General features: G+C 53.9%; 24 protein-coding genes. 15 read left to right on the top strand and 9 right to left on the bottom strand.

Going from position 1 to position 24,133, the window contains the following annotated elements; translation table 11 throughout:
* Nucleotides 1-86: 86 nt before the first annotated feature.
* The 7 genes from menF to pmrD all read left to right on the top strand — a co-directional run bounded on the left by menF (nucleotide 87) and on the right by pmrD (nucleotide 7,446).
* Nucleotides 87-1,382, top strand: a complete 1,296-nt coding sequence (gene menF, locus J4685_RS05915; RefSeq protein ID WP_000555680.1) for an isochorismate synthase MenF — start codon at nucleotides 87-89, stop codon at nucleotides 1,380-1,382.
* 85 nt (nucleotides 1,383-1,467) lie between these two features.
* Entirely contained in the window at nucleotides 1,468-3,138 is a 1,671-nt protein-coding gene (gene menD / locus J4685_RS05910) for a 2-succinyl-5-enolpyruvyl-6-hydroxy-3-cyclohexene-1-carboxylic-acid synthase (RefSeq protein ID WP_000116383.1), read from the top strand.
* The gene (gene menH / locus J4685_RS05905; protein ID WP_000979139.1) at nucleotides 3,135-3,893 is read left to right on the top strand and encodes a 2-succinyl-6-hydroxy-2,4-cyclohexadiene-1-carboxylate synthase; all 759 of its coding nucleotides are present in this window, start codon (nucleotides 3,135-3,137) and stop codon (nucleotides 3,891-3,893) included. Before menD ends, menH begins: the two co-directional genes overlap by 4 nt.
* A gap of 14 nt (nucleotides 3,894-3,907) precedes the next feature.
* On the top strand, nucleotides 3,908-4,765 hold the full coding sequence (gene menB / locus J4685_RS05900; RefSeq protein ID WP_000640013.1) for a 1,4-dihydroxy-2-naphthoyl-CoA synthase: 858 nt from the start codon (nucleotides 3,908-3,910) through the stop codon (nucleotides 4,763-4,765).
* Nucleotides 4,765-5,727: an o-succinylbenzoate synthase gene (gene menC, locus J4685_RS05895; protein WP_001255559.1), complete on the top strand. Its 963-nt coding sequence runs from the start codon at nucleotides 4,765-4,767 to the stop codon at nucleotides 5,725-5,727. Before menB ends, menC begins: the two co-directional genes overlap by 1 nt.
* A complete protein-coding gene (gene menE / locus J4685_RS05890) occupies nucleotides 5,724-7,091 on the top strand; it encodes an o-succinylbenzoate--CoA ligase (RefSeq protein ID WP_000144660.1) in 1,368 nt (455 codons plus the stop codon). The genes menC and menE overlap by 4 nt, the downstream gene beginning before the upstream one ends.
* Nucleotides 7,092-7,188: 97 nt before the next feature.
* A complete protein-coding gene (pmrD, locus tag J4685_RS05885) occupies nucleotides 7,189-7,446 on the top strand; it encodes a signal transduction protein PmrD (RefSeq protein ID WP_000455132.1) in 258 nt (85 codons plus the stop codon).
* Here the strand turns inward: pmrD and arnF are convergent.
* Genes arnF through arnB form a run of 7 tightly spaced genes read right to left on the bottom strand, consistent with a single transcriptional unit; the run spans nucleotide 7,441 to nucleotide 14,793 of the window.
* On the bottom strand, nucleotides 7,441-7,818 hold the full coding sequence (gene arnF, locus J4685_RS05880; protein ID WP_000538693.1) for a 4-amino-4-deoxy-L-arabinose-phosphoundecaprenol flippase subunit ArnF: 378 nt from the start codon (nucleotides 7,816-7,818) through the stop codon (nucleotides 7,441-7,443). The genes pmrD and arnF overlap by 6 nt on opposite strands.
* Nucleotides 7,818-8,153 (bottom strand): 4-amino-4-deoxy-L-arabinose-phosphoundecaprenol flippase subunit ArnE, encoded by a 336-nt coding sequence (arnE, locus tag J4685_RS05875; protein WP_000579483.1) that lies wholly within the window; start codon nucleotides 8,151-8,153, stop codon nucleotides 7,818-7,820. Before arnE ends, arnF begins: the two co-directional genes overlap by 1 nt.
* Complete coding sequence (arnT, locus tag J4685_RS05870) at nucleotides 8,150-9,796, bottom strand: lipid IV(A) 4-amino-4-deoxy-L-arabinosyltransferase (protein WP_000978063.1); 1,647 nt, start codon at nucleotides 9,794-9,796, stop codon at nucleotides 8,150-8,152. Before arnT ends, arnE begins: the two co-directional genes overlap by 4 nt.
* On the bottom strand, nucleotides 9,793-10,692 hold the full coding sequence (gene arnD / locus J4685_RS05865) for a 4-deoxy-4-formamido-L-arabinose-phosphoundecaprenol deformylase (protein WP_000169759.1): 900 nt from the start codon (nucleotides 10,690-10,692) through the stop codon (nucleotides 9,793-9,795). Before arnD ends, arnT begins: the two co-directional genes overlap by 4 nt.
* Nucleotides 10,689-12,671 carry a bifunctional UDP-4-amino-4-deoxy-L-arabinose formyltransferase/UDP-glucuronic acid oxidase ArnA gene (gene arnA, locus J4685_RS05860; protein ID WP_000648774.1) on the bottom strand — a complete coding sequence of 661 codons (1,983 nt, stop codon included), beginning with the start codon at nucleotides 12,669-12,671 and terminating at the stop codon, nucleotides 10,689-10,691. Before arnA ends, arnD begins: the two co-directional genes overlap by 4 nt.
* A complete protein-coding gene (arnC, locus tag J4685_RS05855) occupies nucleotides 12,668-13,651 on the bottom strand; it encodes an undecaprenyl-phosphate 4-deoxy-4-formamido-L-arabinose transferase (RefSeq protein WP_000458888.1) in 984 nt (327 codons plus the stop codon). The genes arnA and arnC overlap by 4 nt, the downstream gene beginning before the upstream one ends.
* A 2-nt stretch (nucleotides 13,652-13,653) precedes the next feature.
* Nucleotides 13,654-14,793, bottom strand: coding sequence for a UDP-4-amino-4-deoxy-L-arabinose aminotransferase (arnB, locus tag J4685_RS05850; protein WP_000883862.1), 1,140 nt, complete (start codon nucleotides 14,791-14,793; stop codon nucleotides 13,654-13,656).
* 298 nt (nucleotides 14,794-15,091) lie between these two features.
* On the opposite strand from arnB, the gene pmrG reads away from it, so the two are divergent.
* Nucleotides 15,092-15,697, top strand: coding sequence for a lipopolysaccharide core heptose(II)-phosphate phosphatase PmrG (pmrG, locus tag J4685_RS05845; RefSeq protein WP_000879256.1), 606 nt, complete (start codon nucleotides 15,092-15,094; stop codon nucleotides 15,695-15,697).
* A gap of 44 nt (nucleotides 15,698-15,741) precedes the next feature.
* On the opposite strand, the gene nudI is transcribed toward pmrG, so the two are convergent.
* Entirely contained in the window at nucleotides 15,742-16,167 is a 426-nt protein-coding gene (nudI, locus tag J4685_RS05840; protein ID WP_001249902.1) for a nucleoside triphosphatase NudI, read from the bottom strand.
* A 278-nt stretch (nucleotides 16,168-16,445) separates the two neighbouring features.
* Here nudI and J4685_RS05835 point away from each other — a divergent pair, with 278 nt between their 5' ends.
* From J4685_RS05835 to J4685_RS05805, 7 genes are all read left to right on the top strand, one after another.
* Complete coding sequence (locus J4685_RS05835) at nucleotides 16,446-16,988, top strand: YfaZ family outer membrane protein (protein WP_016506193.1); 543 nt, start codon at nucleotides 16,446-16,448, stop codon at nucleotides 16,986-16,988.
* A gap of 114 nt (nucleotides 16,989-17,102) precedes the next feature.
* A complete protein-coding gene (locus J4685_RS05830; RefSeq protein WP_000935692.1) occupies nucleotides 17,103-18,299 on the top strand; it encodes a nicotinamide mononucleotide deamidase-related protein YfaY in 1,197 nt (398 codons plus the stop codon).
* A 249-nt stretch (nucleotides 18,300-18,548) separates the two neighbouring features.
* Nucleotides 18,549-19,331: an IclR family transcriptional regulator gene (locus tag J4685_RS05825; protein WP_000894202.1), complete on the top strand. Its 783-nt coding sequence runs from the start codon at nucleotides 18,549-18,551 to the stop codon at nucleotides 19,329-19,331.
* 13 nt (nucleotides 19,332-19,344) lie between these two features.
* Nucleotides 19,345-20,550, top strand: coding sequence for an L-rhamnonate dehydratase (gene rhmD, locus J4685_RS05820; protein ID WP_016505938.1), 1,206 nt, complete (start codon nucleotides 19,345-19,347; stop codon nucleotides 20,548-20,550).
* 55 nt (nucleotides 20,551-20,605) lie between these two features.
* Nucleotides 20,606-21,895 carry an MFS transporter gene (locus tag J4685_RS05815; RefSeq protein WP_000028931.1) on the top strand — a complete coding sequence of 430 codons (1,290 nt, stop codon included), beginning with the start codon at nucleotides 20,606-20,608 and terminating at the stop codon, nucleotides 21,893-21,895.
* 25 nt (nucleotides 21,896-21,920) lie between these two features.
* On the top strand, nucleotides 21,921-22,724 hold the full coding sequence (gene yfaU, locus J4685_RS05810) for a 2-keto-3-deoxy-L-rhamnonate aldolase (protein ID WP_000992940.1): 804 nt from the start codon (nucleotides 21,921-21,923) through the stop codon (nucleotides 22,722-22,724).
* A 5-nt stretch (nucleotides 22,725-22,729) separates the two neighbouring features.
* The gene (locus J4685_RS05805) at nucleotides 22,730-22,906 is read left to right on the top strand and encodes a hypothetical protein (protein ID WP_001112766.1); all 177 of its coding nucleotides are present in this window, start codon (nucleotides 22,730-22,732) and stop codon (nucleotides 22,904-22,906) included.
* 86 nt (nucleotides 22,907-22,992) lie between these two features.
* Here J4685_RS05805 and sseL read toward each other — a convergent pair whose 3' ends face one another.
* Nucleotides 22,993-24,015, bottom strand: a complete 1,023-nt coding sequence (gene sseL / locus J4685_RS05800) for an SPI-2 type III secretion system effector deubiquitinase SseL (RefSeq protein WP_001017746.1) — start codon at nucleotides 24,013-24,015, stop codon at nucleotides 22,993-22,995.
* Nucleotides 24,016-24,133 lie beyond the last annotated feature (118 nt).

Raw genomic sequence — 24,133 nt, 5'->3', positions numbered from 1 at the left:
CAGAATTGCAACCCTCCCTAAATGAGGTACTGCTTTTTTAGGGCAGTACCCCGTATAATGTGGGGTTTTTAACAGGGAGGGGCCGCGTGCATTCTATTACTACTGCGCTGGAAAATCTGACGCGTCAGCTATCGCAAGAGATACCGGCGACGCCAGGGCTTTGCGTTTTCGATGCGCCTTTCCCTTTAAACGATGCCTTCGATGCATTGAGCTGGCTGGCCAGCCAGTCATCCTTTCCGCAATTCTACTGGCAACAGCGCAATGGCGACGAAGAAGCTGCCGTTCTCGGGGCCATCACCGTATTTTCATCGCTCGATCTGGCGCAACGGTTTTTACGTCAGTACGCGCAGCCTGACCTGCGTATTTGGGGGCTGAATGCGTTCGAGCCGAAAGAGGGCTACTTATTGCTGCCGCGGCTGGAGTGGCGACGTAGCGGTGGTACGGCGACCTTACGCTTACATCTGCACAGTGACGTTTCGCTACGCGATGATGCGCGCCTGGCGAAAGCGTTTCTCGCTTCTCTGGTCGGTATTAAGCCTGTTCCGGCGCTGCGCCTTTCGCTCACGAGCGAACAACACTGGCCGGACAAAGACGGTTGGGTGAAGCTGATTCAGCAGGCCACCCACACCATTGCGCAAGAGGCGTTTGATAAAGTTGTGCTGGCGCGGGCCACCGACTTAAAATTCTCCCGTCCGGTCAATGCCGCTGCGATGATGGCGTCCAGTCGTCGTTTAAATCTCAACTGCTACCACTTTTTTATGGCCTTTTCCGCCGATACCGCCTTTCTGGGATCATCGCCGGAGCGGCTCTGGCGGCGTCGTGAAACGGCGCTGCGTACCGAAGCGCTGGCCGGGACGGTGGCGAACCATCCGGATAACCATAAAGCCTGGCAGCTTGGCGAATGGTTAATGAAAGACGATAAAAACCAGCGAGAAAATATGCTGGTTGTCGAAGACATCTGCCAGCGACTGCAAAACTGCACCCACTCGCTGGATGTGCTGCCGCCGCAGGTGCTCAGACTGCGCAAGGTACAGCATTTGCGCCGCTGTATCTGGACGGCGCTTAATCAGGCGGACGACACGCTCTGCCTGCACCAGTTACAGCCTACCGCAGCGGTCGCCGGGATCCCTCGTGAACCCGCGCGTTGTTTTATAGAACAACATGAGCCGTTCGAACGTGAATGGTATGCCGGGTCGGCAGGCTATCTCTCCACGCGGCAAAGTGAGTTTTGCGTGACGTTACGTTCAGCCAAAGTGACGGCCAATGTGGTGCGGTTGTATGCCGGCGCGGGAATCGTCCGCGGCTCCGATCCGGAACAGGAATGGCAGGAAATAGATAATAAAGCGGCCGGGTTACGTACCTTATTGCAGATGGACGCGTAATGAGTCACATATTCCCGACCCATATCAATAATCCATTTTTGCAGCTCTTTATACTTAGTCCCAATGATTGATACCGGACAAACTCATGTCAGTAAGTGCATTTAACCGGCGCTGGGCGGCGGTCATCCTGGAAGCCTTAACCCGTCATGGCGTCAGGCATGTTTGTATCGCCCCTGGTTCCCGTTCCACGCCGCTCACGTTGGCGGCGGCAGAGAATCCTGCTTTTATTCACCATACGCACTTTGATGAGCGTGGGCTTGGTCATCTGGCGTTAGGGCTGGCGAAAGTCAGCCAACAGCCGGTTGCCGTTATTGTCACTTCAGGTACCGCCGTGGCGAACCTCTATCCGGCGCTGATTGAGGCGGGTCTGACGGGCGAGAAGCTCATTTTACTTACCGCCGATCGCCCGCCGGAGCTGATTGACTGCGGCGCCAACCAGGCGATCCGTCAGGCGGGGATGTTTGCCTCGCACCCCTCCCAAACTCTGTCGTTGCCGCGTCCCACGCAGGATATTCCGGCGCGCTGGCTGGTGTCGACCATCGACAATGCGCTCGCCATGCTTCATGCGGGCGCGCTGCACATTAACTGTCCTTTTGCCGAACCGCTGTATGGCGATATGAATGACACCGGTCTGGTCTGGCAGCAGCGTCTCGGCGACTGGTGGCAGGATGAAAAACCCTGGCTGCGCGAAGCGCGTCGACTGGCAAGCGACAAACAGCGCGACTGGTTCTTCTGGCGACAAAAACGCGGTGTCGTTGTCGCCGGGCGTATGAGCGCGGAAGAAGGCAAAAAAGTGGCGCAGTGGGCGCAAACTCTGGGATGGCCATTAATTGGCGACGTATTGTCGCAAACCGGGCAGCCGCTGCCGTGCGCCGACCTGTGGCTCGGCAACGCCAAAGCGGTGACCGAACTGCAGCAGGCGCAAATTGTCGTCCAGCTTGGCAGTAGCCTTACCGGAAAACGCTTACTGCAATGGCAGGCAACCTGCGAGCCGGAAGAGTACTGGGTAATCGACAATATTGAAGGTCGTCTGGACCCTGCGCACCATCGTGGACGCAGACTGGTAGCGAAAATCGCCGATTGGCTGGAACTGCATCCGGCGGAAAAACGTAAACCGTGGTGTGTAGGGATCCCGCGTCTGGCGGAACTGGCGTGGCAACGGGTGGTCGCGCAGCGAGACACCTTTGGCGAAGCGCAACTGGCGCACCGTATCCGCGACTATCTGCCGGAGCAGGGGCAATTGTTCGTGGGCAATAGTCTGGTGGTGCGTCTGATCGACGCGCTGTCGCAGTTGCCGGCCGGCTATCCGGTATACAGCAATCGCGGGGCGAGCGGCATTGACGGCCTGCTTTCCACGGCGGCGGGCGTGCAGCGCGCCAGCGCCAAATCGACGTTGGCTATCGTCGGCGATTTATCCGCGCTGTACGATCTTAACGCGCTGGCGTTACTACGTCAGGTATCCGCGCCGTTTGTGTTGATTGTGGTCAACAATAACGGCGGGCAGATCTTTTCCCTGCTGCCGACGCCGCAAAGCAAACGCGAGCGCTTTTATTTGATGCCGCAAAACGTCCATTTTGACCATGCGGCCGCCATGTTTAACCTGCGCTATCATCGCCCGGAAAACTGGGAAGAACTGGAGTCTGCGCTGGCTGGCGCGTGGCGAACCCCGGCGACGACGGTGATTGAGCTGGTGGTAAACGATACGGACGGCGCGCAGACGTTGCAGCAACTTTTGGCTCAGGTAAGCCATCTATGATGTTGCACGCGCAGCACATGCCCGGACAGCCTGGGGCGCCCTCACTGGTTTTCCTGCACGGTTTTTCTGGCGATTGCCGCGAATGGCAGCCGGTTGGCGAACAGTTTCACGGCTGTTCGCGGCTTTATATTGACTTACCGGGACATGGCGGATCTGCGGCTATTCCGGTCGGCGGCTTTGCCGATGTCATCAGATTACTGCGCGCCACGTTAATTAGTTACAACATACTAAAGTTTTGGTTGGTGGGATACTCCCTTGGCGGCCGTGTGGCGATGATGGCAGCCTGCCAGGGAATACCCGGCCTGTGCGGCCTGGTGGTCGAAGGCGGTCATCCGGGGCTGCAAAATGAACGGGCGCGCGCTGAAAGACGATTGTCCGACGGGCGCTGGGCAGAGCGTTTTCGTCATGAACCCTTGACTGAGGTTTTTCACGACTGGTATCAGCAGCCGGTGTTCGCCTCGCTGACGGCGCAGCAAAGGCAGGCGCTAACGGCGCTGCGTAGCCAGAATAACGGCGAAACGCTGGCTGCGATGCTGGAGGCGACATCGCTTGCCGTCCAGCCGGATTTACGCGAGGCGCTCAACGCGCTGGCATTTCCGTTTTATTATTTATGTGGCGAACGCGACAGCAAATTCCGCGCCCTGGCGCAGGAAGTGGCGGCGACATGCCATGTCATTCGTAACGCCGGACACAACGCGCATCGGGAAAACCCCGCTGGCGTGGTAGACAGTCTGGCTCAGATTCTGCGTCTCTGACTAAAGGACACACTATGATCTATCCTGATGAAACAATGCTTTACGCACCGGTAGAATGGCACGACTGCTCGGAGGGTTACACCGACATTCGTTATGAAAAATCCACCGACGGTATTGCAAAAATCACTATTAATCGTCCGCAGGTGCGCAATGCATTTCGTCCGTTGACCGTCAAAGAGATGATTCAGGCGCTGGCGGATGCCCGTTACGACGACAACGTGGGCGTGATTATTCTGACCGGCGAAGGCGATAAAGCGTTTTGCGCGGGCGGCGACCAGAAGGTGCGCGGCGATTACGGCGGTTATCAGGATGACTCCGGCGTGCATCACCTGAACGTGCTGGATTTCCAGCGCCAGATTCGCACCTGTCCAAAACCGGTTGTCGCGATGGTCGCGGGATATTCCATCGGCGGTGGTCATGTGCTGCACATGATGTGCGACCTGACCATCGCGGCGGAAAACGCCATCTTCGGCCAGACCGGTCCGAAAGTCGGCTCTTTTGACGGCGGCTGGGGCGCTTCGTATATGGCGCGTATCGTTGGTCAGAAGAAAGCGCGTGAAATCTGGTTCCTGTGCCGCCAGTACGATGCGCAACAGGCGCTGGATATGGGGCTGGTTAACACCGTTGTGCCGCTGGCGGATCTGGAAAAAGAGACCGTGCGCTGGTGCCGCGAAATGTTGCAAAACAGTCCGATGGCGCTGCGTTGCCTGAAAGCGGCGCTGAATGCCGATTGTGACGGTCAGGCCGGGCTGCAGGAGCTGGCGGGCAACGCTACCATGCTGTTCTACATGACGGAAGAAGGGCAGGAAGGCCGTAACGCCTTTAACCAGAAGCGTCAGCCTGACTTCAGCAAATTCAAACGGAACCCATAATGCGTAGCGCGCAGGTATACCGCTGGCAGATTCCCATGGACGCGGGGGTGGTTCTGCGCGACAGGCGGTTAAAAACTCGCGACGGGCTGTATGTTTGTCTTCGTGACGGCGAGCGTGAAGGGTGGGGAGAGATCTCCCCGCTGCCGGGCTTCAGTCAGGAAACGTGGGAAGAGGCGCAGACGGCGCTTCTGACGTGGGTGAACGACTGGCTTCAGGGGAGCGAGGGATTACCGGAGATGCCTTCGGTCGCGTTTGGCGCAAGCTGCGCGCTGGCGGAACTGACTGGCGTCTTGCCGGAGGCGGCGGACTATCGCGCTGCGCCGTTATGCACTGGCGATCCTGACGATTTGGTGCTGCGGCTTGCCGATATGCCCGGCGAGAAAATCGCTAAGGTCAAAGTGGGTCTCTATGAAGCGGTACGTGACGGCATGGTGGTTAATTTGCTGCTGGAGGCGATCCCGGATCTGCATCTGCGTCTGGATGCGAATCGCGCCTGGACGCCGCTAAAAGCCCAACAGTTCGCAAAGTACGTTAATCCGGACTACCGCGCTCGTATCGCCTTTCTCGAAGAACCGTGTAAGACGCGGGATGATTCCCGCGCCTTTGCCCGTGAAACCGGCATCGCGATTGCCTGGGACGAAAGTCTGCGCGAAGCGGATTTCACCTTTGAAGCCGAAGAGGGCGTCAGGGCTGTGGTTATCAAACCTACGCTGACCGGATCGCTTGATAAAGTGCGTGAGCAAGTCGCTGCCGCCCATGCGTTGGGACTGACGGCGGTCATCAGCTCTTCGATCGAGTCCAGCCTCGGCCTGACGCAACTGGCGCGGATTGCCGCCTGGTTGACGCCGGGAACGCTGCCCGGACTGGATACCTTGCATCTGATGCAGGCGCAACAGATTCGCCCCTGGCCTGGTAACGCGTTGCCTTGTCTGAAGCGTGATGAGCTGGAACGACTGTTATGACATTCACGGACTGGCCGTGGCGCCACTGGCGTCAGGTTCGCAGTCAGGCGCCCGCTCTGCGCCTGAACGATGAAGTGCTAAGCTGGCGCGCCCTCTGTGAGCGTATTGATGCGCTGGCGGGCGGGTTTGCCGCGCAGGGCGTACGCGAGGGCGACGGTGTCCTGCTGCGCGCCGGGAATCAGCCGCGCACTCTGTTGGCATGGCTTGCGCTGATGCAGTGCGGCGCGCGGGTTCTGCCCGTCAACCCGCAGTTGCCCCAGACATTGCTGGAGGCGCTGGTGCCGAAGTTAACGCTGCGTTTTGCGCTGACACTGGAAGGCGAAAACGCGTTTTCCGGGTTAACCGCGTTGCAGATACAAAAGAGCACAGCGGCGTATGCCGTGGCCTGGCAACCGCAGCGTCTGGTTTCCATGACGCTGACATCGGGTTCCACAGGATTGCCAAAAGCGGCCGTACATACGTGCCAGGCGCATCTTGCCAGCGCGCAGGGGGTGCTTTCGCTAATGCCGTTTGGCCCTCAGGATGACTGGCTGCTATCGCTGCCGCTGTTTCATGTATCCGGGCAGGGTATTATGTGGCGTTGGCTCTTCGCCGGGGCGCGCATGACGGTACGCGATAAGCAACCGCTGGAGCAGATGCTGGCAGGTTGTACTCATGCTTCGTTGGTGCCGACGCAGCTGTGGCGGCTGTTGGCGAATCGGGCGGCGGTGACGCTGAAAGCCGTTTTGCTCGGCGGCGCGGTGATTCCGGTTGAACTCACCGACCAGGCCAGCAAACAAGGGATTCGCTGCTGGTGCGGGTATGGGCTCACGGAGTTCGCGTCTACGGTATGCGCCAAAGAGGCCGATGGTTCGGATGATGTGGGCGCGCCGCTTCCCGGCAGAGAGATCAGAATCGTCGATAATGAAGTCTGGCTGCGCGCCGCCAGTATGGCGGAAGGTTACTGGCGTGATGGCAAACTGATCCCGCTGGTTAATGACGAAGGCTGGTTTGCCACGCGCGATCGCGGCGAGCTGAACCACGGCAGGCTAACCATCGCCGGGCGGCTGGACAACTTGTTCTTTAGCGGCGGCGAAGGCATTCAGCCGGAGGAAGTCGAACGCGTTATTAACGCGCATCCGCTGGTGCAACAAGCCTTTGTCGTGCCGGTAGAAGATAAAGAGTTTGGCCATCGTCCCGTTGCGGTTGTGGAGTATGCATCGCAGGCCGGAGACGTGAACCTCGCTGAATGGGTTCGCGATAAGCTGGCGCGTTTTCAACAGCCGGTTCGCTGGTTGACGCTGCCGTCAGAACTGAAAAACGGAGGGATTAAAATATCTCGCCGTGCGCTCCAGCAGTGGGTGTGTAAGATCTGTAAAAATTAATGTTAGGTTAATATACAACCATTCCATCGCTATTGCCGTTTTGTTTATCCGTTGATGTGTAACGTGTTATGAACAATCAGCGTGAAACGGGGGCGCTATGGAATGGTTGGTTAAGAAATCGCATTATGTCAAAAAGAGGGCGTGCCATGTTCTGGTGCTGTGCGATAGCGGCGGTTCGCTAAAAATGATCGCCGAGGCGAATTCCATGATATTACTGAGTCCCGGCGATATCCTGTCGCCTTTACAGGATGCGCAGTATTGTATTAATCGGGAAAAACACCAGACCTTAAAAATCGTTGATGCACGCTGTTATTCCTGCGACGAATGGCAGCGGTTGACGCGCAAGCCATCATGATCTGGCGGGCAGAAAAATCAGCATTACCCCCGCCATAATGCACAATACGCCGAGCATCGCTTTTAGGCTGAAAGCGCCTTGCAAACCGGGTAACAACATTGAGGCTACCCAGACAAGCACATAACTGAGACTCAGCAGCGCATAGGCTTTGCTGAGCGCGAGCATGTGTAATGTTTTCTGCCAGCAGAAGACGGAAACCAGATACCCCGCCAAACCGGCGAATAGCGCCAGGGTCGCGGCATTAAATGCGCCCAGCCCGGAAATAAACGCCAGTGGATGCGCTATCGATGGCAGTCGCATCATGGCGAATCCTAAACTCAACTGGGCGAGGGAGGCAATCGCAACGCTTATCAGTCCCCACATTACGCCCATTATGCCGCACTCCCCAGAATGATAATGCCGCTGATAATTAATGCGACGCCCAACCAGTGGCGGGGCAGAACCTGTTCATGCCAGATTTTCCAGGCCGCCAGCGTGACCCAGACAAAATTCAGACTCAACATCGGGTAAGCAATTCCCACCGGCAGGGTTTGTAGCACCAGCAGCCACAGCACCATCGCTGCACCCATGCATATCAGCGCCAGGCCCAGCCACAGCATCAAGTGACGGCGGCGTCCGCCCGTCGTCAATGGCCGTGTCGCTTGCTTCTGGCAGAGCTGACCGCCAACGCTGAGCAGACTGGCAAGCACCAGAACGATGCCGATCATTTAGGCCGATACTGAATTAACACCAGACGCCCCTGATAATCAACATTGTCCGCAGGGGGAAGGGAAAGTGCGCTGATGTCTTCGTCTTTGTCTATTGAAAGTACTAGCGTAATAATGCCCTCCTGACGATGCTGGTTGAGCCAGGCGTTAAAATCGTCGGCTTTAACGAATTTATTCTGTACATCAGGATAGCTAAGACCATACCTGAGTTCGCCCGCGTGTCCGTAGAGCATAATATCGTCTCGTTTCAGACTCCAGGCCAGCCCGGCGGCGACGCCCACGCTGTCGGCAAGAATATAGCGGCTTGATGCCAAAGGCGCCTGGGTCATTTCGACAAAAAACTGTGGCTGTTTGGACTCCATCACCCTGTCGGGGACGGAAAAGCCGAACAGCAGCGCCAGTCCCAGCGGACAAAACGCGGGTAATAGGTATTTTGGGCTATGACAGAGGCTATACCAGCCCACAAACGCCCAAACAGTAAAGACGCCCCAGACGCAAAACACTTTATAGGTTTCGATATGCGTCCACACCGGCGATTTCAGCGGGCCCCATGAGGAGACGACAAACGCCGCGACGATCCCGATTATCCCGAACACCAGGTTGATCCCGCCGTTGACACGTAGCGCGGCGACGCCTTCTTTTACGTTATGCAGGACGAAGCGCGCCATGAGTATCGCTATCGGTGCGAAACAGGAAAGAACATAGGTGGGCAGTTTCCCTTTCGCAATGCTGAAAAAGAGAAGCGGCATGATCGTCCATCCGAGCAAATAGAATGCGCCGTTTCGCTCGCGCCAGCCCAGTTTAAGCGCGCCAGGCAGTAACCCCAGCCACGGTAAACTTCCCGCGAGCAGCACCGGCAGATAGTACCAGAAAGGGGCTTTATGCTGGGCATCGCTCATGGCGAATCGCTGGATATGCTCCACCCAGAAAAAGTAATGCCAGAAATCGGCTTCGCGTCGCGCAATGGCGATCGCCCAGGGAAGGACAACCACAAAGCAGCTCAAGACCGCCAGCCAGCCGTAAAGCAAAAAGTCCTTCCAGCGTTTCTGAACAATAACCCACGGCAGCACGCTCACCACCGGTACGGCCAGGGCGAGGAACCCTTTAGTTAATACACCCAGACCGCAGGTTGCGCCCAGTAGCAAAAACATCCCAATCTTGCCCGTTCGGGTCGTGGCCTGCATCCCCTGCCAGAAACAACACATCCCGGCCGTAAGCCAAAGCGCGATCATCGGGTCGAGTACCGCATACGTCCCGATACTGTAAACGGCAAAGAGGGAGAGAAAGATCACGGAGGCGAGCAACGCGGTACGTTTATCCCGCCATAAGCGGAACGTCAGCCACGCCACCAGCGCTGCGGCCAGCAATGTCGTTAAAATAGCGCCGGCCCGCACGCCAAAATTGGTAGCGCCAAAAAGCCACTGACCCAGACTGTTTATCCAGTAACCGGCTATCGGTTTTTCAAAATAACGTAATCCCAGAAAATGCGGCACGATCCAGTCGCCAGACGCCAGCATCTCCCGACTTATTTCGGCATAGCGTGTTTCATCCGGCTGCCAGAGCAGGCGGCTGTTGACAGGAATAACATAGTAGAGCGCGATAAACGCGGTGAAAGCCAGATAATAGCGTATCGATTTCATCATGAGGCGCTCACTGCCTGTTGACACCCCAGCCAACCTTCACGGCCAGGGATGTGTCCACGTACAATTTGCCCCAACGGCAGAGACTCAGGCGATGCCGGCAGCAGTTCGCCCAGAGGACAAAAGGTGATCCCCGCATCGCGTGCACGAACGAGCAAATCTTCAAACAGCGGCTGATGGACAATACCTTCGACTTCCGCATGGATGGTATATACCGGCGTGCCTTTGTCCTGCAACATACGGGAAATAATCCAGGTATTGAACGACTGCGCCTGAACGGCGGGGCCGATAACCTCATCCCACGTGGGTAAGGTGACCGGGATTTGCGGCGTCCCTGTCTGGCCCGGCATCAGTAGCGGACGGAATAAGGTGGTTCCACGGCAATCGCTGTTATACCTCAGGTTGAACGGTTCTTTCGCACGAACAACGCGCCCATCCGCTCGCCAGCCGGCCGCGGCTGAGCAGGTGACGGGTTTTCCGATAATGGCCTCAAGCGCCGTTATGCCGCGCGCAATATCTTCTTCAAGCTGGCGGATACTCCAGTGGCCGCTGTGAGTCTGCCACGCATGGTGATCCCAGGCATGTAGTCCCGTCTCATGGTATGTTGCCGTTTCACGAATAATCCCGGCATTAGCGTTGCCGATATTTTTTCCCGGCCAGGCGGTGCCGGCCAGCAGGATATCCCAACCGTAGAGCGAGGCGGCGTTTGAACGTAGCATTTTCCATAAAAATCGCGGTTTTATCAGACGCCAAAGATGGCGTCCCATATTGTCCGGCCCGACGCTGAAGAAAAAGCTGGCCTGAACGCCGTGGCGATGCAATGTCGCCAGCAGCCGGGGAACACCTTCACGCGTTCCTCGCAAGGTATCAACGTCAATGCGTAAACCGACTTTCGTCATGATGCGCGTTCCGCGATATCGACGCTACGCAGAAAGAAGTCCAGCGTTTCTTCAACCGTATCACGCATCGCAATAGACGGCTCCCAGTCCAGACAGCGCCTGGCATTGTCGATACTGGGTTTCCGGTGTGCGACATCCTGATAACCCTTGCCGTAATAACTACGGCTTTCGACGACCTGGAAACCGGCAAATGGTGGGAAATGGCAGCGCAGCGGATGCTTATCAAAACTGTCGAGCAACAGCGTCGCCAGTTCCTGAATACTGGCTTCGTTGTCAGGGTTGCCGATATTAATGATTTTGCCATCGCACCGATCGCCCTCATTCACAATAATGCGGAATAATGCTTCGATCCCGTCACGAATATCGGTGAAACAGCGCTTCTGCTGACCGCCGTCGATAAGCTTGATCGGCGTCCCTTCTACCAGGTTCAGAATCAACTGCGTTATCGCGCGTGAACTGCCGATACGCGCCGCGTTCAGGCTATCCAGCCGCGGCCCCATCCAGTTAAAGGGACGGAAAAGCGTGAAGCGCAATCCCTCTTTTTCGCCATAAGCCCAAATCACCCGGTCGAGAAGCTGTTTGGAAACGGAGTAAATCCAGCGCGGCTTATTCACCGGCCCGACGATCAGATTCGATTTGTCTTCGTCAAAAGAGGCGTCCGTACACATGCCGTACACTTCAGAGGTAGACGGGAAAACCACGCGTTTACGGTATTTCACGCAATAACGGATAATCCGCAGGTTTTCTTCAAAATCAAGTTCAAAGACGCGCAGCGGGTTGCGGGTGTATTCAATCGGGGTTGCAATTGCTACCAGCGGCAGTACGACATCGCATTTTTTGACATGATATTCGATCCATTCTGAGTGGATGCTGATATCTCCCTCCACGAAATGAAAGCGAGGGTGGAGCAGGAATCGGCTAATGGCGTTGCTGCCGATATCCATACCGTAGACCTCGTAATTCTCTTCATCCAGTAACCGTTCGGTCAAATGATTGCCGATAAAACCGTTGACGCCGAGGATGAGAACGCGAATGCGACGTTTACCGCTGGTCGCTGGTGGACGGTTCAAACACGCGCCCGCCACCAGACCAAGCGTCTGTGCAAGCTGCGAGCCCTGTACAGTAATGCCGTCTCCGGCCTGGCCGGTAATAATCTCCAGCGCGCCATCGGCGCAGGCGACCCGCAGCGGAGAGACCGAAATTACCGAGCCGGGAAGCGCGCCTTGCGCATCCGGACAAATTCGGGAAGACCAGATAGTGAATTTTTGCGAGCCGTTATAGCTGAACGCGCCGGGCCAGGGGGCGGCTACCGCCCGCACCAGGTTATGCACCGTGGAAACCGGTTTGTGCCAGTCGATAAGGCCATCTTCCGGCCTGCGGCGACCATAATACGTAGCGTCAGACTCACGCTGAGGAACAGAAGGTATATTGCCGCATTTCATGGTGGGCAGGATGCTATTAAGTAACTGGCGCGCGGCCTGACATAGCTTATGATGCAGGGTAAGCGCAACATCGTCCTGCGCAATAGCGACGCGTTGACTGGCGACAATCTCTCCGGCGTCGGCACGTTTGACCATACGATGCAGCGTTACGCCCGTTTCGCTTTCGCCGTTAACCAGAACCCAGTTTAGCGGCGCACGGCCACGATAGGCTGGCAATAGAGAACCGTGCAGATTGAACGCGCCAGCCGGGGCGAGGTGCAGAATTTCTTCGCTTAACAGGTTGCGGTAATAGAACGAAAAAATAATATCCGGCGCAAGCTCAGCGATGCGGTCGACCCAGATAGGATGGTTTACGTTATCCGGCGCATAAACCGGAATCCCTAATCCTGCCGCCAGCCGGGAGACGGAGCCAAAAAAGGTGTTTTCCGCAGGATTGTCGGCATGAGTGAAAATCGCGGCAATCTCATATCCTGCATCCAGTACGGCCTGCACGCCCTGACATCCCATATCGTGATAGGCAAAAATAACGGCTTTCATTGGTGACTTTCCTCAGTAAACGACGTGCTTTCCGGGTAGATAACTTGTTGAACAAAATAGCGGGGGCGGGCGCGGACATCGTTATAAATGCGACCGATGTATTCGCCCAGCAGCCCCATACCGATGAATTGCGCGCCGATGAAGGTAAACAGAACGGCAAAGAGCATAAATACGCCTTCCGCCGCCCACTGCGGTCCCAGCGCCAGGCGAAGTACAATAAGCAATACCGACAGGCTAAACCCGCCGATGGCGATAACGCTGCCCAGCAGGCTCAACAGGCGCAGAGGCGTCGTCGTCAGGCAGGTCACCAGGTCATACATCAGGTTAATGAGACGCATAAAACTGTATTTAGAGTCGCCAAATTCACGTTCAGCGTGATGCACCGGGATCTCGGTAGCCCGACGAGCGAAAATGTTGGCCAGAATAGGGATAAAGGTGCTGCGTTCATGGCAGCGCAACATGGTATCGATAATAGGGCGGCGATAGGCGCGTAACATGCAGCCGTAATCGCCCATCGCTTTGCCCGTTGTGCGCTGGATCAGCAGATTAATGATTTTTGACGCCGATTTGCGAAACAGGCTGTCCTGTCGGTTCTGGCGCACGGTGCCTACCACATCGAACCCTTCATCGGCTTTCGCCACCAGGCGTGGGATCTCTTCCGGCGGGTTTTGCAGATCGGCATCCAGCGTAATGATAAGATCGCCGCTTACATGGCTAAACCCCGCCATAATTGCTGCATGTTGACCGTAGTTACGGTTGAGTAAAATAGAGATGATATGGCTATCGGCCTCCTGGGACGCCTTAACCATCAGCTCCGCCGAGCTATCGCTGCTACCATCATCTATCAATAAAATCTCCCACGCTTTGCCCAGACTCTCGCAGGCGGCGGTGGTGCGTCTTATCAATTCCGGCAGGCTTTCCTGTTCGTTATAGACAGGAATAACCACCGAGACTTTTTTTATGGGGGCGGCGTCAAACATGCTTATTGTCCTGCTATCTGATGAAGGGCGGTAATGACCCGATCAAAGTCACTCTCGGTCATGTCCGGGAAGAGCGGCAGTGAGCAGATCCGCTCGCTGTTCCACTCGGTGTCAGGCAGCGTGAGCGTTGGGAAACGTTCGCGATAATATTTTTGCGTATGCGCGGCGCGGAAATGCAGCCCTGTGCCGATGCCTTTCGTTTTCAGCGATGCCATCAGAGCATCCCGGGTAATACCGCAACGGGCTTCATCGACCCGGATAATGAATAAATGCCAGGCGTGAATATGCTCCCACGACGGAAGGCTCAGAGGCTGAAAAGGCAGGTCTGCCATTGCTTGGTGGTACTGCGCTGCGATGGCGGCGCGGCGAGCGTTAAGCGCATCCAGTTTCTGTAACTGGGCAAGCGCGATAGCGGCGTTGAGGTCGGGCAAATTATATTTGTAGCCCGGCGCCAGGACTTCCGCTTGTGGCGCGCGTCCTCCGCTCTGTCGATCCCAGGCATCAACGCCAAGCCCGTGAAACTTGAGACTGCGCAGTTTATCGGCGAATTGCGGGTTATCCGTGACGACGATACCGCCTTCAGCGCAGGTAATGTTCTTAATGGCGTGGAAGGAGAAAATCGCGGTGCCCCGGGCGCCAATGTGGCGACCTTTGTAGCTGGTTCCTGTCGCGTGCGCCGCGTCTTCAATCACTGGAATGCCATAACGCTCGCCAAGAGCGTAAATAGCGTCCAGATCGGCGGGCGCACCAGCGTAGTGGACGGGGATAATTGCTTTGGTTTGTGGCGTAATCGCGGCTTCGATATGTTCAGGCGTGACCATCAGCGTATCGCGATCGACATCGACCATGACGGGGTTCGCGCCGAGTAAAACGATCATATTTAGCGTAGAAACCCACGTCATTGACGGTGTAATGACCTCGTCGCCTTCACCAATGCCCAGCGCCATCAACGCGATGTGCATACCGGCAGTGGCTGAACTGACGGCAACGGCATATTGATTGCCAGTTAGCCGACAAAACGCCGCTTCCAGTTCCTGATTTTTCGGGCCGGTTGTTATCCAACCTGAGTCCAGTACGGTCTTAACGGCAGCAAGCTCTTCCGCGCCCATCGCCGGACGGGAGAAAGGCAAAAAGTCCAACATCATTTTTCCTTCAGCCATTGAAAGCCGCTTTTCAAATATTTCGGCAATAGAAAAGAGCTTATTTTTTAACGCATTTAGCTGAACCCTACTGGATGAATATTAAATTAACATTAAGAAATTAAAGTGAAGTAAAAAGATAATTTTTAACGGAATTATGCTTTGCTTTCGCCGAAAGTTTAAGGCATTTTATGCATGCCCAAAAGCTGTTTTTATGTTTCTGGCCTGGTCTTCCGTTGAGGAATTTCATTTTAATCGTATTGCTATTAAGTTAGCTGCACTGTCTGCCTGAGAGGTTAATGTGCTGGCATTTACCCTACGCTTTATTAAAAACAAACGCTATCTCGCGACTCTGGCGGGGGCGTTGGTTATTATCGCCGGGTTGACCTCACAACATGCCTGGAGCGGTAACGGTCTACCGCAGATTAACGGTAAAGCGCTGGCGGCGCTGGCGAAGCAGCATCCGGTAGTCGTGTTATTCCGCCATGCCGAGCGGTGCGATCGTTCCGATAATACCTGCCTGTCAGACAGCACGGGGATTACGGTCAACGGTGCGCAAGATGCCAGAGCGCTGGGTAAAGCCTTCAGTGCCGATATACAAAATTACAATCTCTATTCCAGTAATACGGTGCGCACCATCCAGTCGGCAACCTGGTTTTCCGCGGGCAGGTCGTTTACGGTGGATAAAAAAATGATGGATTGCGGCAGCGGTATTTATGCTTCAATCAATACGTTACTGAAAAAGTCGCAGAATAAAAATATAGTCATTTTTACCCATAATCATTGTTTGACGTATATTGCAAAAAATAAGCGCGGCGTAAAGTTTGATCCGGACTATCTTAATGCGCTCGTTATGCATGCGGAAAACGGAAAACTCTTTTTAGATGGTGAATTTGTTCCCGGCTAGCCGCATGTTAAAAGCGTAAAGACAGCCTGAAGCGGCTGTCGTCATTATAATAACCCTTTCAATGCTAATGTGTGGCGTGTCGCTACATTCAAATCATACAGCGCCAGTTCTTCTGGCTTGACCCAGGCGTAGTCCTGAAATTCGTCGTTAATACATATATCGCGGTTAGCGGAAACACAGTCGAAGATGAGATAAATCATATAAATCTCTTCTTGTCTGCCATCAGCGTAGGTTTTAACACGGATGTCGTCGCGAAAGGTCCACGGCGTAATATCGCTCAGAATCAGTTGCTCGCCGAGTTCCTCCCGAATCTCCCGACGCAGCGCCTCTTCAATACGTTCGCCTGGCTCGACCCCGCCGCCCGACAGCGCCCACTGACCGGGAAAGACGCCGCGGTTGTCGGCCATTTTGCACAGCAGATAACAGCCATCATTTTGAATTAATGGGCAAACTATAGTTCGTTGACGCATAAGTCGCTTCCTTAAACCACCAGGCCATCAGCTTAACAAATCATTCTGCGAAATTCTTTGTGAAAAATGGAAGCGATAACGCAGACTGCGTTTTTTGTTAATTTTGTTGATGCAGGCGTCGCCATGTGATGGCGCAATGATGCGTCACGGCGAAAGTAGTATTTCGTTACAATATGTTTTTGGAATGGTTTCTTAGTGCATTGATTCCTCAGCGTCTGGCAGTACAATTCTGCCGTTTTGGGGAGTTTTTCTTTATGTGCTTGCTGGAAAGGGTAAAAATGAAAAAAAGCATATTATTAGGTTTTGCCGGAATGCTGTTCGTTTCTGCATCGGCGCAGGCCATCAGTATTAGCGGCCAGGCGGGCGAAGATTACACCAACATTGGCGTGGGTTTTGGTACGGAATCGACGGGACTGGCGCTAAGCGGCAACTGGATGCACAACGATGATGATGGCGACGCTGCGGGCGTGGGTCTGGGGCTGAACATTCCGGTGGGACCGCTGCTGGCGACGGTCGGCGGTAAAGGTATTTATACCAATCCGAAAGACAGCGATGAAGGCTATGCGGCGGCTGTCGGCGGTGGGTTACAATGGAAAATCGGCAACAGCTTCCGTCTGTTCGGCGAGTATTATTATTCACCAGATTCGCTGTCCAGCGGTATCGAAAGTTATGAAGAAGCGAATGCAGGCGCGCGTTTCACCATTATGCGCCCGCTGAGCATTGAAGCCGGTTATCGTTACCTGAACCTGGCGGGTAAAGACGGCAACCGCGACAATGCGATTGCTGACGGCCTTTATGTTGGCGTAAACGCCAGTTTTTGATGCTAACGGCGCGGCAATCGTCGCGCCATATTCCTCCTTTTCCCGCCATTCTTCTTTCCACGTCCTATTCGTCTTTGCGTTATAGTGTTTTCATCATAAAAGCAGGAGAACACAATGCTAAATGTGGAAATGCTATCCACCGGGGATGAGGTGTTGCACGGACAAATCGTTGACACCAATGCCGCCTGGCTGGCTGATTTTTTCTTTCATCAGGGCGTTCCGTTATCACGGCGAAATACGGTAGGCGATAATCTGGACAGTCTGGTCGCTATCTTGCGTGAACGCAGTCAACATGCTGATGTTTTGATTGTTAATGGCGGGTTAGGGCCGACCAGCGATGATTTAAGCGCGCTCGCCGCGGCAACGGCAAAAGGCGAAGGATTAGTACTGCACCAGGCGTGGCTGACCGAAATGGAACGCTACTTTCAGCAGCGCGGTCGCGTGATGGCGCCGAGCAACCGTAAACAGGCGGAACTGCCTGCCAGCGCGGAGTTTATTAATAATTCGGTCGGCACTGCCTGTGGATTTGCGCTACAGCTCAACCGCTGCCTGATGTTTTTCACCCCCGGCGTACCGTCGGAATTTAAGGTTATGGTGGAGAAGGAAATCTTACCGCGGTTACGCGCGCGTTTTTCTCTGCCGGAGCCGCCGCTTTGTCTGCGGTTAACGACTTTTGGACGTTCAGAAAGCGACCTGGCGCAGCGTCTCGATTCACTGCCGTTGCCGCCCGGCGTGACGATGGGGTATCGCTCATCAATGCCGATCATTGAACTGAAGTTGACCGGCCCGGCGACGCAACGGGAGGCGATGCTGGCGTTATGGCCAGAGGTCAAACGGGTTGCCGGGCAGAACCTGATTTTTGAAGGTACGGAAAACCTGCCGGCGCAAATAGCCCGCCGCCTGCAGGAAAGGCAGTTGAGTCTGACGTTGAGCGAGCAATACACCAGCGGCTTACTGGCGCTACAGCTTTCCCGCGCCGGGGCGCCGGTTCTTGCCAGCGAAGTCGTTCCTTCTCAGGAAGAGACGCTGGCGCAAACGGCGCACTGGACGACAGAACGGCGCAGCAATCATTATGCCGGTCTGGCGCTGGCCGTGTCGGGGCTGGAAAACGAACATCTTAATTTCGCGCTGGCGACGCCGGATGGCACGTATGCCTTACGCGTGCGTTTTAGCGCCAACCGGTATAGTCTGGCAATACGTCAGGAGGTCTGCGCGATGATGGCGCTAAATATGCTGCGCCGCTGGCTTAATGGCGAGGACATTACCAGCGAGCATGGCTGGATAGACGTGGTTGAATCATTGACATCATAATCCCTTTCTCTTATCTGCGATGGGAACGACATCGTGAGCCGGATAAGGCCGCTATGCCATTATCCGGCAATATCATCTGCTTTTTTGTCCAGCCAATTGTACTGAATACAAAGTAATACGTGCGTTAATTCACATTTATATGGTTAACCCTTCCACTCCGTTGGAAGGCGGATAAGCTTTGACGCGCTTCACAATTTTTTCCCTACTGACCTTTCACACTGATTCCAGTGTCTCAGACTGGAGTCCAATATGTTGGAATCAAGTAAAGTCCCGGCTCTTACTCGCGCACTCGACATCCTCAATTTGATCGCGCGTATTGGCCCATGCAGCGCGGCAATCATTATTGAAACGCTGCGTATTCCAAAAAGCACCGCGTACCTGCTGTTGAATGAATTAAAACGTCAGCGATTTATTAGCCTCGATCATCAGGATAACTACTGCCTGTGGACTAAGCTCGTTGAATTGTCGGGTCATGCGCTCAGCAAGATGGATCTGCGGGAGCTGGCGCGTCCTCGTCTAACACAACTGATGGATGAAACCGGGCTGCTGTGTCACTTGGGGATCATCGACCACGAAAATGCGTATTACATACTGAAAGTGGAATCCTCATCCACTATCAGCGTGCGCTCGCATGAGGGGAAAAGCCTCTCTCTTTATCGTTCCGGCATCGGCAAATGCCTGCTGGCATGGCAGCCGGCCGCCGTACGCAAAGCCATTATTGAACAACTGGTATGGGAGCGAGCCACGCTGACCACCATCACCGAGCCGCAACAATTGAATGATGAGCTGGAACGCATTCGCCAGCGTGGATGGAGCTTTGATAACGGGGAGGATTATCCGGATGTCCGCTGCGTTGCCGCACCGGTATTTAATGCCAGAAACGAACTGACCGCGGCAATTTCAGTGGTCGGCACGCGCCTGCAAATCAACGAAGAGAATCTTGATTATTTGGCCGGTAAAGCTATTGCCTGTGCCAAAGATATTTCACGCCTGTTGGGATGGAAAAGTCCCTTCGACTCACTCGCATCTTAAAATGGAGAATATTATGACTCTTCCTAAAATTAAACACGTTCGAGCCTGGTTTATTGGGGGCGCTACCGCAGAGAAAGGGGCTGGCGGCGGGGATTATCACGACCAGGGAGGAAATCACTGGATTGATGACCATATCGCCACTCCCATGAGCAAATATCGCGACTATGAGCAGTCTCGTCAGTCTTTTGGAATCAACGTGTTAGGGACGCTGATTGTCGAAGTAGAGGCGGAAAATGGGCAGACGGGGTTCGCCGTTTCGACAGCAGGGGAGATGGGCTGTTTTATCGTAGAAAAACATCTTAACCGGTTTATTGAAGGCAAATGCGTAAGCGATATCAAACTTATTCACGATCAGATGCTCGGCGCGACCATGTACTACTCCGGTTCCGGCGGTCTGGTGATGAACACGATTTCCTGTGTGGATCTGGCGCTGTGGGATCTGTTTGGCAAGGTGGTTGGGCTGCCGGTTTATAAATTGCTGGGCGGAGCGGTGCGCGATGAAATTCAGTTTTACGCCACCGGCGCACGCCCGGATCTGGCTAAAGAAATGGGCTTTATCGGCGGTAAAATGCCGGCTCACTGGGGACCGCACGATGGTGATGCGGGGATCCGTAAAGATGCCGCGATGGTGGCGGATATGCGTGAAAAGTGCGGGCCGGATTTCTGGCTGATGCTCGACTGCTGGATGAGTCAGGATGTGAACTACGCGACTAAACTGGCTCACGCCTGTGCGCCATTTAATCTCAAATGGATTGAAGAGTGTCTGCCGCCGCAGCAGTATGAAGGCTATCGCGAATTAAAACGCAACGCGCCTGCAGGGATGATGGTTACCAGCGGCGAACACCATGGTACGCTGCAATCCTTCCGCACTCTGGCAGAAACCGGCATTGATATTATGCAGCCGGATGTTGGCTGGTGCGGCGGATTAACCACGCTGGTTGAGATCGCCGCGCTTGCCAAATCGCGCGGGCAACTGGTGGTGCCGCACGGTTCGTCTGTCTATTCGCACCATGCAGTTATTACTTTCACTAATACCCCTTTCAGCGAGTTCCTGATGACCAGCCCGGACTGCTCCACCCTGCGTCCGCAATTTGACCCGATTCTCCTGGATGAGCCGGTGCCGGTGAATGGACGCATCCATAAATCAGTGCTGGATAAGCCGGGCTTCGGCGTCGAGCTTAACCGTGACTGTCACTTGAAACGCCCTTATAGCCACTAATAACTCGTGCGTTGCCTTTGTACGGCAACGCCCTCATCCTGTTGAGGATATTGCTATGAGCATCACTTTACTTGACGGCGTAGTGAAGAAAAACCGCGCACGTTTAATTCCTTTTATGTTGGCGCTGTATGTACTGGCGTTTCTGGATCGTTCAAATATTGGTTTTGCCAAAGAGACCTATCAGATAGATACCGGGCTAAGTAATGAAGCCTACGCGCTAGGGGCCGGTATTTTCTTTGTGGTTTACGCTTTCCTTGGCGTACCGGCTAACCTGCTGATGCGCAAATTTGGCGCAAGAACCTGGATCGGCACGACTACCCTGCTGTGGGGCTTTCTCTCTGCTGCGATGGCCTGGGCGGATAGTGAAGCAAAATTCCTGATAATCCGCACGCTATTGGGCGCGGCGGAGGCTGGATTTTTCCCCGGCATGATCTATCTAACTTCACAATGGTTCCCGCAGCGTAACCGTGCCAGCATTATGGGGCTATTTTATATGGGCGCGCCGCTGGCGTTAACCTTGGGTTCACCGCTCTCCGGCGCTCTGCTGGAGATGCATGGTTTTATGGGGCACCCGGGATGGTTCTGGATGTTCGTTATCGAAGGCCTACTGGCGATTGGCGCAGGGATATTCACCTTTTTCTGGCTTGATGACACTCCGCAGCAGGCGCGTTTTCTTAGCCTGGAAGAAAAGAACGCGCTTATCAGGCAACTGGCGAGCGAAGAAGAGAAAAAGGTCACGTCAAGGCTTGCGGATGCGCTGCGTAATGGACGCGTCTGGCAACTGGCTATTATTTATCTGACGATTCAGGTGGCGGTATACGGACTCATCTTTTTCCTGCCGACCCAGGTTGCCGCGCTATTGGGCACTAAAGTGGGCTTTACCGCTTCGGTGGTAACAGCGGTTCCCTGGGTGGCGGCTTTGCTTGGCACATGGCTTATTCCTCGCTACTCCGACCGTACCGGCGATCGCCGTAACGTTGCGGCAGTGACGTTACTGGCTGCGGGTATTGGCATTGGCCTGTCAGGTCTGGTTTCTCCGGTGCTCGCTATTCTGGCGCTCTGTGTTGCAGCAGTAGGATTTATTGCCGTTCAGCCCGTATTCTGGACCATGCCGACGCAGCTACTTTCCGGTACGGCTCTGGCGGCAGGAATTGGTTTCGTTAATCTGTTTGGCGCTGTGGGCGGTTTTATTGCCCCAATTCTGCGCGTAAAAGCGGAAACGTTGTTTGCCAGCGATGCGGCGGGCCTGCTGACGCTGGCCGGAGTCGCCATCATTGGCTCATTAATTATCTTCACGCTGAGCGTTAATCGTCCGGTGGCGCAATCCGGCGCTGCGCATCATTAATCTTATCTACGTTGTAAGGATCGCTATGAACGCATTGTTATCAAATCCTTTTAAAGAAGGATTACGTAAAGGGGATACGCAAATTGGTTTGTGGCTCAGTTCAACCACCTCTTATATGGCGGAGATTGCGGCGACGTCGGGTTATGACTGGTTGTTAATAGATGGCGAGCACGCGCCTAATACGGTGCAGGACTTGTATCATCAGTTACAGGCCATCGCCCCATACGCCAGCCAGCCGGTGATTCGCCCGATCGAGGGAAGTAAAGCGCTCATTAAACAGGTACTGGATATCGGGGCGCAAACGCTACTGATCCCGATGGTTGATACCGCAGAACAGGCGCGCCAGGTCGTTTCCGCTACCCGATACCCGCCGTTGGGGCAACGAGGCGTTGGCGCGAGCGTGGCGCGTGCGGCGCGCTGGGGGAGAATCGACAACTATATGGCACAGGCCAATGAGTCGCTCTGCCTGTTGGTGCAGGTTGAAAGCAAAGTGGCGCTGGAAAACCTTGACGCGATTCTGGAGGTTGAAGGCATTGATGGCGTCTTTATCGGTCCGGCAGATCTCTCTGCTTCATTGGGTTACCCCGATAATGCCGGACACCCGGAAGTGCAGCGGATCATTGAAGCGTGTATTTATCGTATTCGCGCCGCCGGAAAAGCGGCGGGTTTTTTGGCGGTCGATCCGGCAATGGCGCAGAAATGTCTGGCGTGGGGCGCGAATTTTGTCGCGGTCGGGGTAGATACGATGCTCTACACCGAGGCGCTGGACAACAGGTTGGTGATGTTTAAATCTGTTCAGTCAGTAAGCACGGCAAAACGTAGTTATTGAGAAAAATGCCGGATGGCACGTATGCCTTACGCGTGCGTTTTAGCGCCAATCGGTATAGTCTGGCAATACGTCAGGAAGTCTGCGCGATGATGGCGCTAAATATGCTGCGCCGCTGGCTTAATGGCGAGGACATTACCAGCGAGCATGGCTGGATAGACGTGGTTGAATCATTGACGGCATAGAACTTTTAGTGGGAAGGCCTGGCCTTCCCATCCTTATATACTTATAAATTCTTGGCAGAGCATCATTTCAGGATAAGTACTCGCCATTACTGGAGACTGTATTCATATATTTGTCGCCGGGTTTGGGTGTTAAATAGTGTTTGTTCCTCTACTGAAAGCGTTAAGAAATTTTCCGCAAACTCTCGTAGTGTGGTAGCAGGATCGTTTTGTCCTGCATTCGATAAGAGTTGAATTGTATGGTAACAAAATAGACCACAGCCGTTGGGTACATTATTTTGTAAATTAGTTTCAATAAAATCAATATCTTCGTTTTCTGATATGCCTGCAATTTTTGCTGCTTCTATAATCTCTTGCTTAGTATTTTCATTTAAATCATAATAAGTATTAAATATAAGGCATTTTATTTTTTCTGCAAGTTTATAAAATAAACAGAGAAGCCAGTGATCTCCTGTATTTACCAGGAAGACTTCATTGTGAGATAATCCTGATTGAGCAATCTTTTCAAGTAGCTGAGTGCTTAATATATTTTCTTTGGTGGTAGGATGAATCAGCCCAATAGGATAGTTTACCGAGAGAAGAGGTGATTCTTGAGCCAGACCTTGCGTTGCAGCTGCTAGCTCATCTGACGACAACATTCGCGCACCACACCAAAGATTTTCAACTCCTACCTGTTCTTGATCTGTCTGAGCGAACTGGTCGCCCATAATTTTATGTGCTATTTCTATTTTTTTAGAAAGGTCGGTTGTCGCGGAACCGGCCATATAAAGTAATCTGGAAGGGGCATGTAGCTTTTTCCACTCAGTATTATTTTTTGTTATATCGTTATTGGCGATTTGATGTAATACAAGGCAAGCCTGATTGATTTTTTTGTCTATATCTGGTGAGCCCGATCTTTTTCCGCTAAAGAGATCAAAAAGTAATTTCTCAACTTTATGTCCCAGGTTATCGTTGCGTAACGCAAGATTGCATAACAGATCAATACAATTCTGATTACCGTTCTCTACTTCGCCAATCAACAACGCAAGCGTCTCATCGCTCACCTCTTCTGAATATAAACTGTGAAATTGCGGTGTGCTCAATCGGTAAAGTGAATTTACACATATATTCATTTTGCTCTGTTTCCTGGTAGGTGAAAGTAGCGAATATGATGTAATTTATAATTATTTGTAAAAATATTATTGTTAGTGGGAAATATATTAAATCAGGCATAGACCTGATTTTATTATT

The organism is Salmonella sp. 32100201201700099SM, assembly GCF_017572645.1.
Taxonomy (GTDB): domain Bacteria; phylum Pseudomonadota; class Gammaproteobacteria; order Enterobacterales; family Enterobacteriaceae; genus Salmonella; species Salmonella enterica.
This window is presented reverse-complemented; position numbering and strand designations above follow the sequence as displayed.

What these genes read in the sequence shown, in the direction of transcription:
- sseL (WP_001017746.1), bottom strand. Translation starts at nt 24,015, where the DNA reads ATGAATATATGTGTAAATTCACTTTACCGATTGAGCACACCGCAATTT.
- menD (WP_000116383.1), top strand. Translation starts at nt 1,468, where the DNA reads ATGTCAGTAAGTGCATTTAACCGGCGCTGGGCGGCGGTCATCCTGGAA.
- menE (WP_000144660.1), top strand. Translation starts at nt 5,724, where the DNA reads ATGACATTCACGGACTGGCCGTGGCGCCACTGGCGTCAGGTTCGCAGT.
- nudI (WP_001249902.1), bottom strand. Translation starts at nt 16,167, where the DNA reads ATGCGTCAACGAACTATAGTTTGCCCATTAATTCAAAATGATGGCTGT.
- arnF (WP_000538693.1), bottom strand. Translation starts at nt 7,818, where the DNA reads ATGGGCGTAATGTGGGGACTGATAAGCGTTGCGATTGCCTCCCTCGCC.
- rhmD (WP_016505938.1), top strand. Translation starts at nt 19,345, where the DNA reads ATGACTCTTCCTAAAATTAAACACGTTCGAGCCTGGTTTATTGGGGGC.
- arnT (WP_000978063.1), bottom strand. Translation starts at nt 9,796, where the DNA reads ATGATGAAATCGATACGCTATTATCTGGCTTTCACCGCGTTTATCGCG.
- menB (WP_000640013.1), top strand. Translation starts at nt 3,908, where the DNA reads ATGATCTATCCTGATGAAACAATGCTTTACGCACCGGTAGAATGGCAC.
- arnD (WP_000169759.1), bottom strand. Translation starts at nt 10,692, where the DNA reads ATGACGAAAGTCGGTTTACGCATTGACGTTGATACCTTGCGAGGAACG.
- arnC (WP_000458888.1), bottom strand. Translation starts at nt 13,651, where the DNA reads ATGTTTGACGCCGCCCCCATAAAAAAAGTCTCGGTGGTTATTCCTGTC.
- yfaU (WP_000992940.1), top strand. Translation starts at nt 21,921, where the DNA reads ATGAACGCATTGTTATCAAATCCTTTTAAAGAAGGATTACGTAAAGGG.
- J4685_RS05835 (WP_016506193.1), top strand. Translation starts at nt 16,446, where the DNA reads ATGAAAAAAAGCATATTATTAGGTTTTGCCGGAATGCTGTTCGTTTCT.
- arnB (WP_000883862.1), bottom strand. Translation starts at nt 14,793, where the DNA reads ATGTTGGACTTTTTGCCTTTCTCCCGTCCGGCGATGGGCGCGGAAGAG.
- J4685_RS05825 (WP_000894202.1), top strand. Translation starts at nt 18,549, where the DNA reads ATGTTGGAATCAAGTAAAGTCCCGGCTCTTACTCGCGCACTCGACATC.
- menC (WP_001255559.1), top strand. Translation starts at nt 4,765, where the DNA reads ATGCGTAGCGCGCAGGTATACCGCTGGCAGATTCCCATGGACGCGGGG.
- menH (WP_000979139.1), top strand. Translation starts at nt 3,135, where the DNA reads ATGATGTTGCACGCGCAGCACATGCCCGGACAGCCTGGGGCGCCCTCA.
- J4685_RS05815 (WP_000028931.1), top strand. Translation starts at nt 20,606, where the DNA reads ATGAGCATCACTTTACTTGACGGCGTAGTGAAGAAAAACCGCGCACGT.
- arnE (WP_000579483.1), bottom strand. Translation starts at nt 8,153, where the DNA reads ATGATCGGCATCGTTCTGGTGCTTGCCAGTCTGCTCAGCGTTGGCGGT.
- pmrD (WP_000455132.1), top strand. Translation starts at nt 7,189, where the DNA reads ATGGAATGGTTGGTTAAGAAATCGCATTATGTCAAAAAGAGGGCGTGC.
- J4685_RS05830 (WP_000935692.1), top strand. Translation starts at nt 17,103, where the DNA reads ATGCTAAATGTGGAAATGCTATCCACCGGGGATGAGGTGTTGCACGGA.
- arnA (WP_000648774.1), bottom strand. Translation starts at nt 12,671, where the DNA reads ATGAAAGCCGTTATTTTTGCCTATCACGATATGGGATGTCAGGGCGTG.
- J4685_RS05805 (WP_001112766.1), top strand. Translation starts at nt 22,730, where the DNA reads ATGCCGGATGGCACGTATGCCTTACGCGTGCGTTTTAGCGCCAATCGG.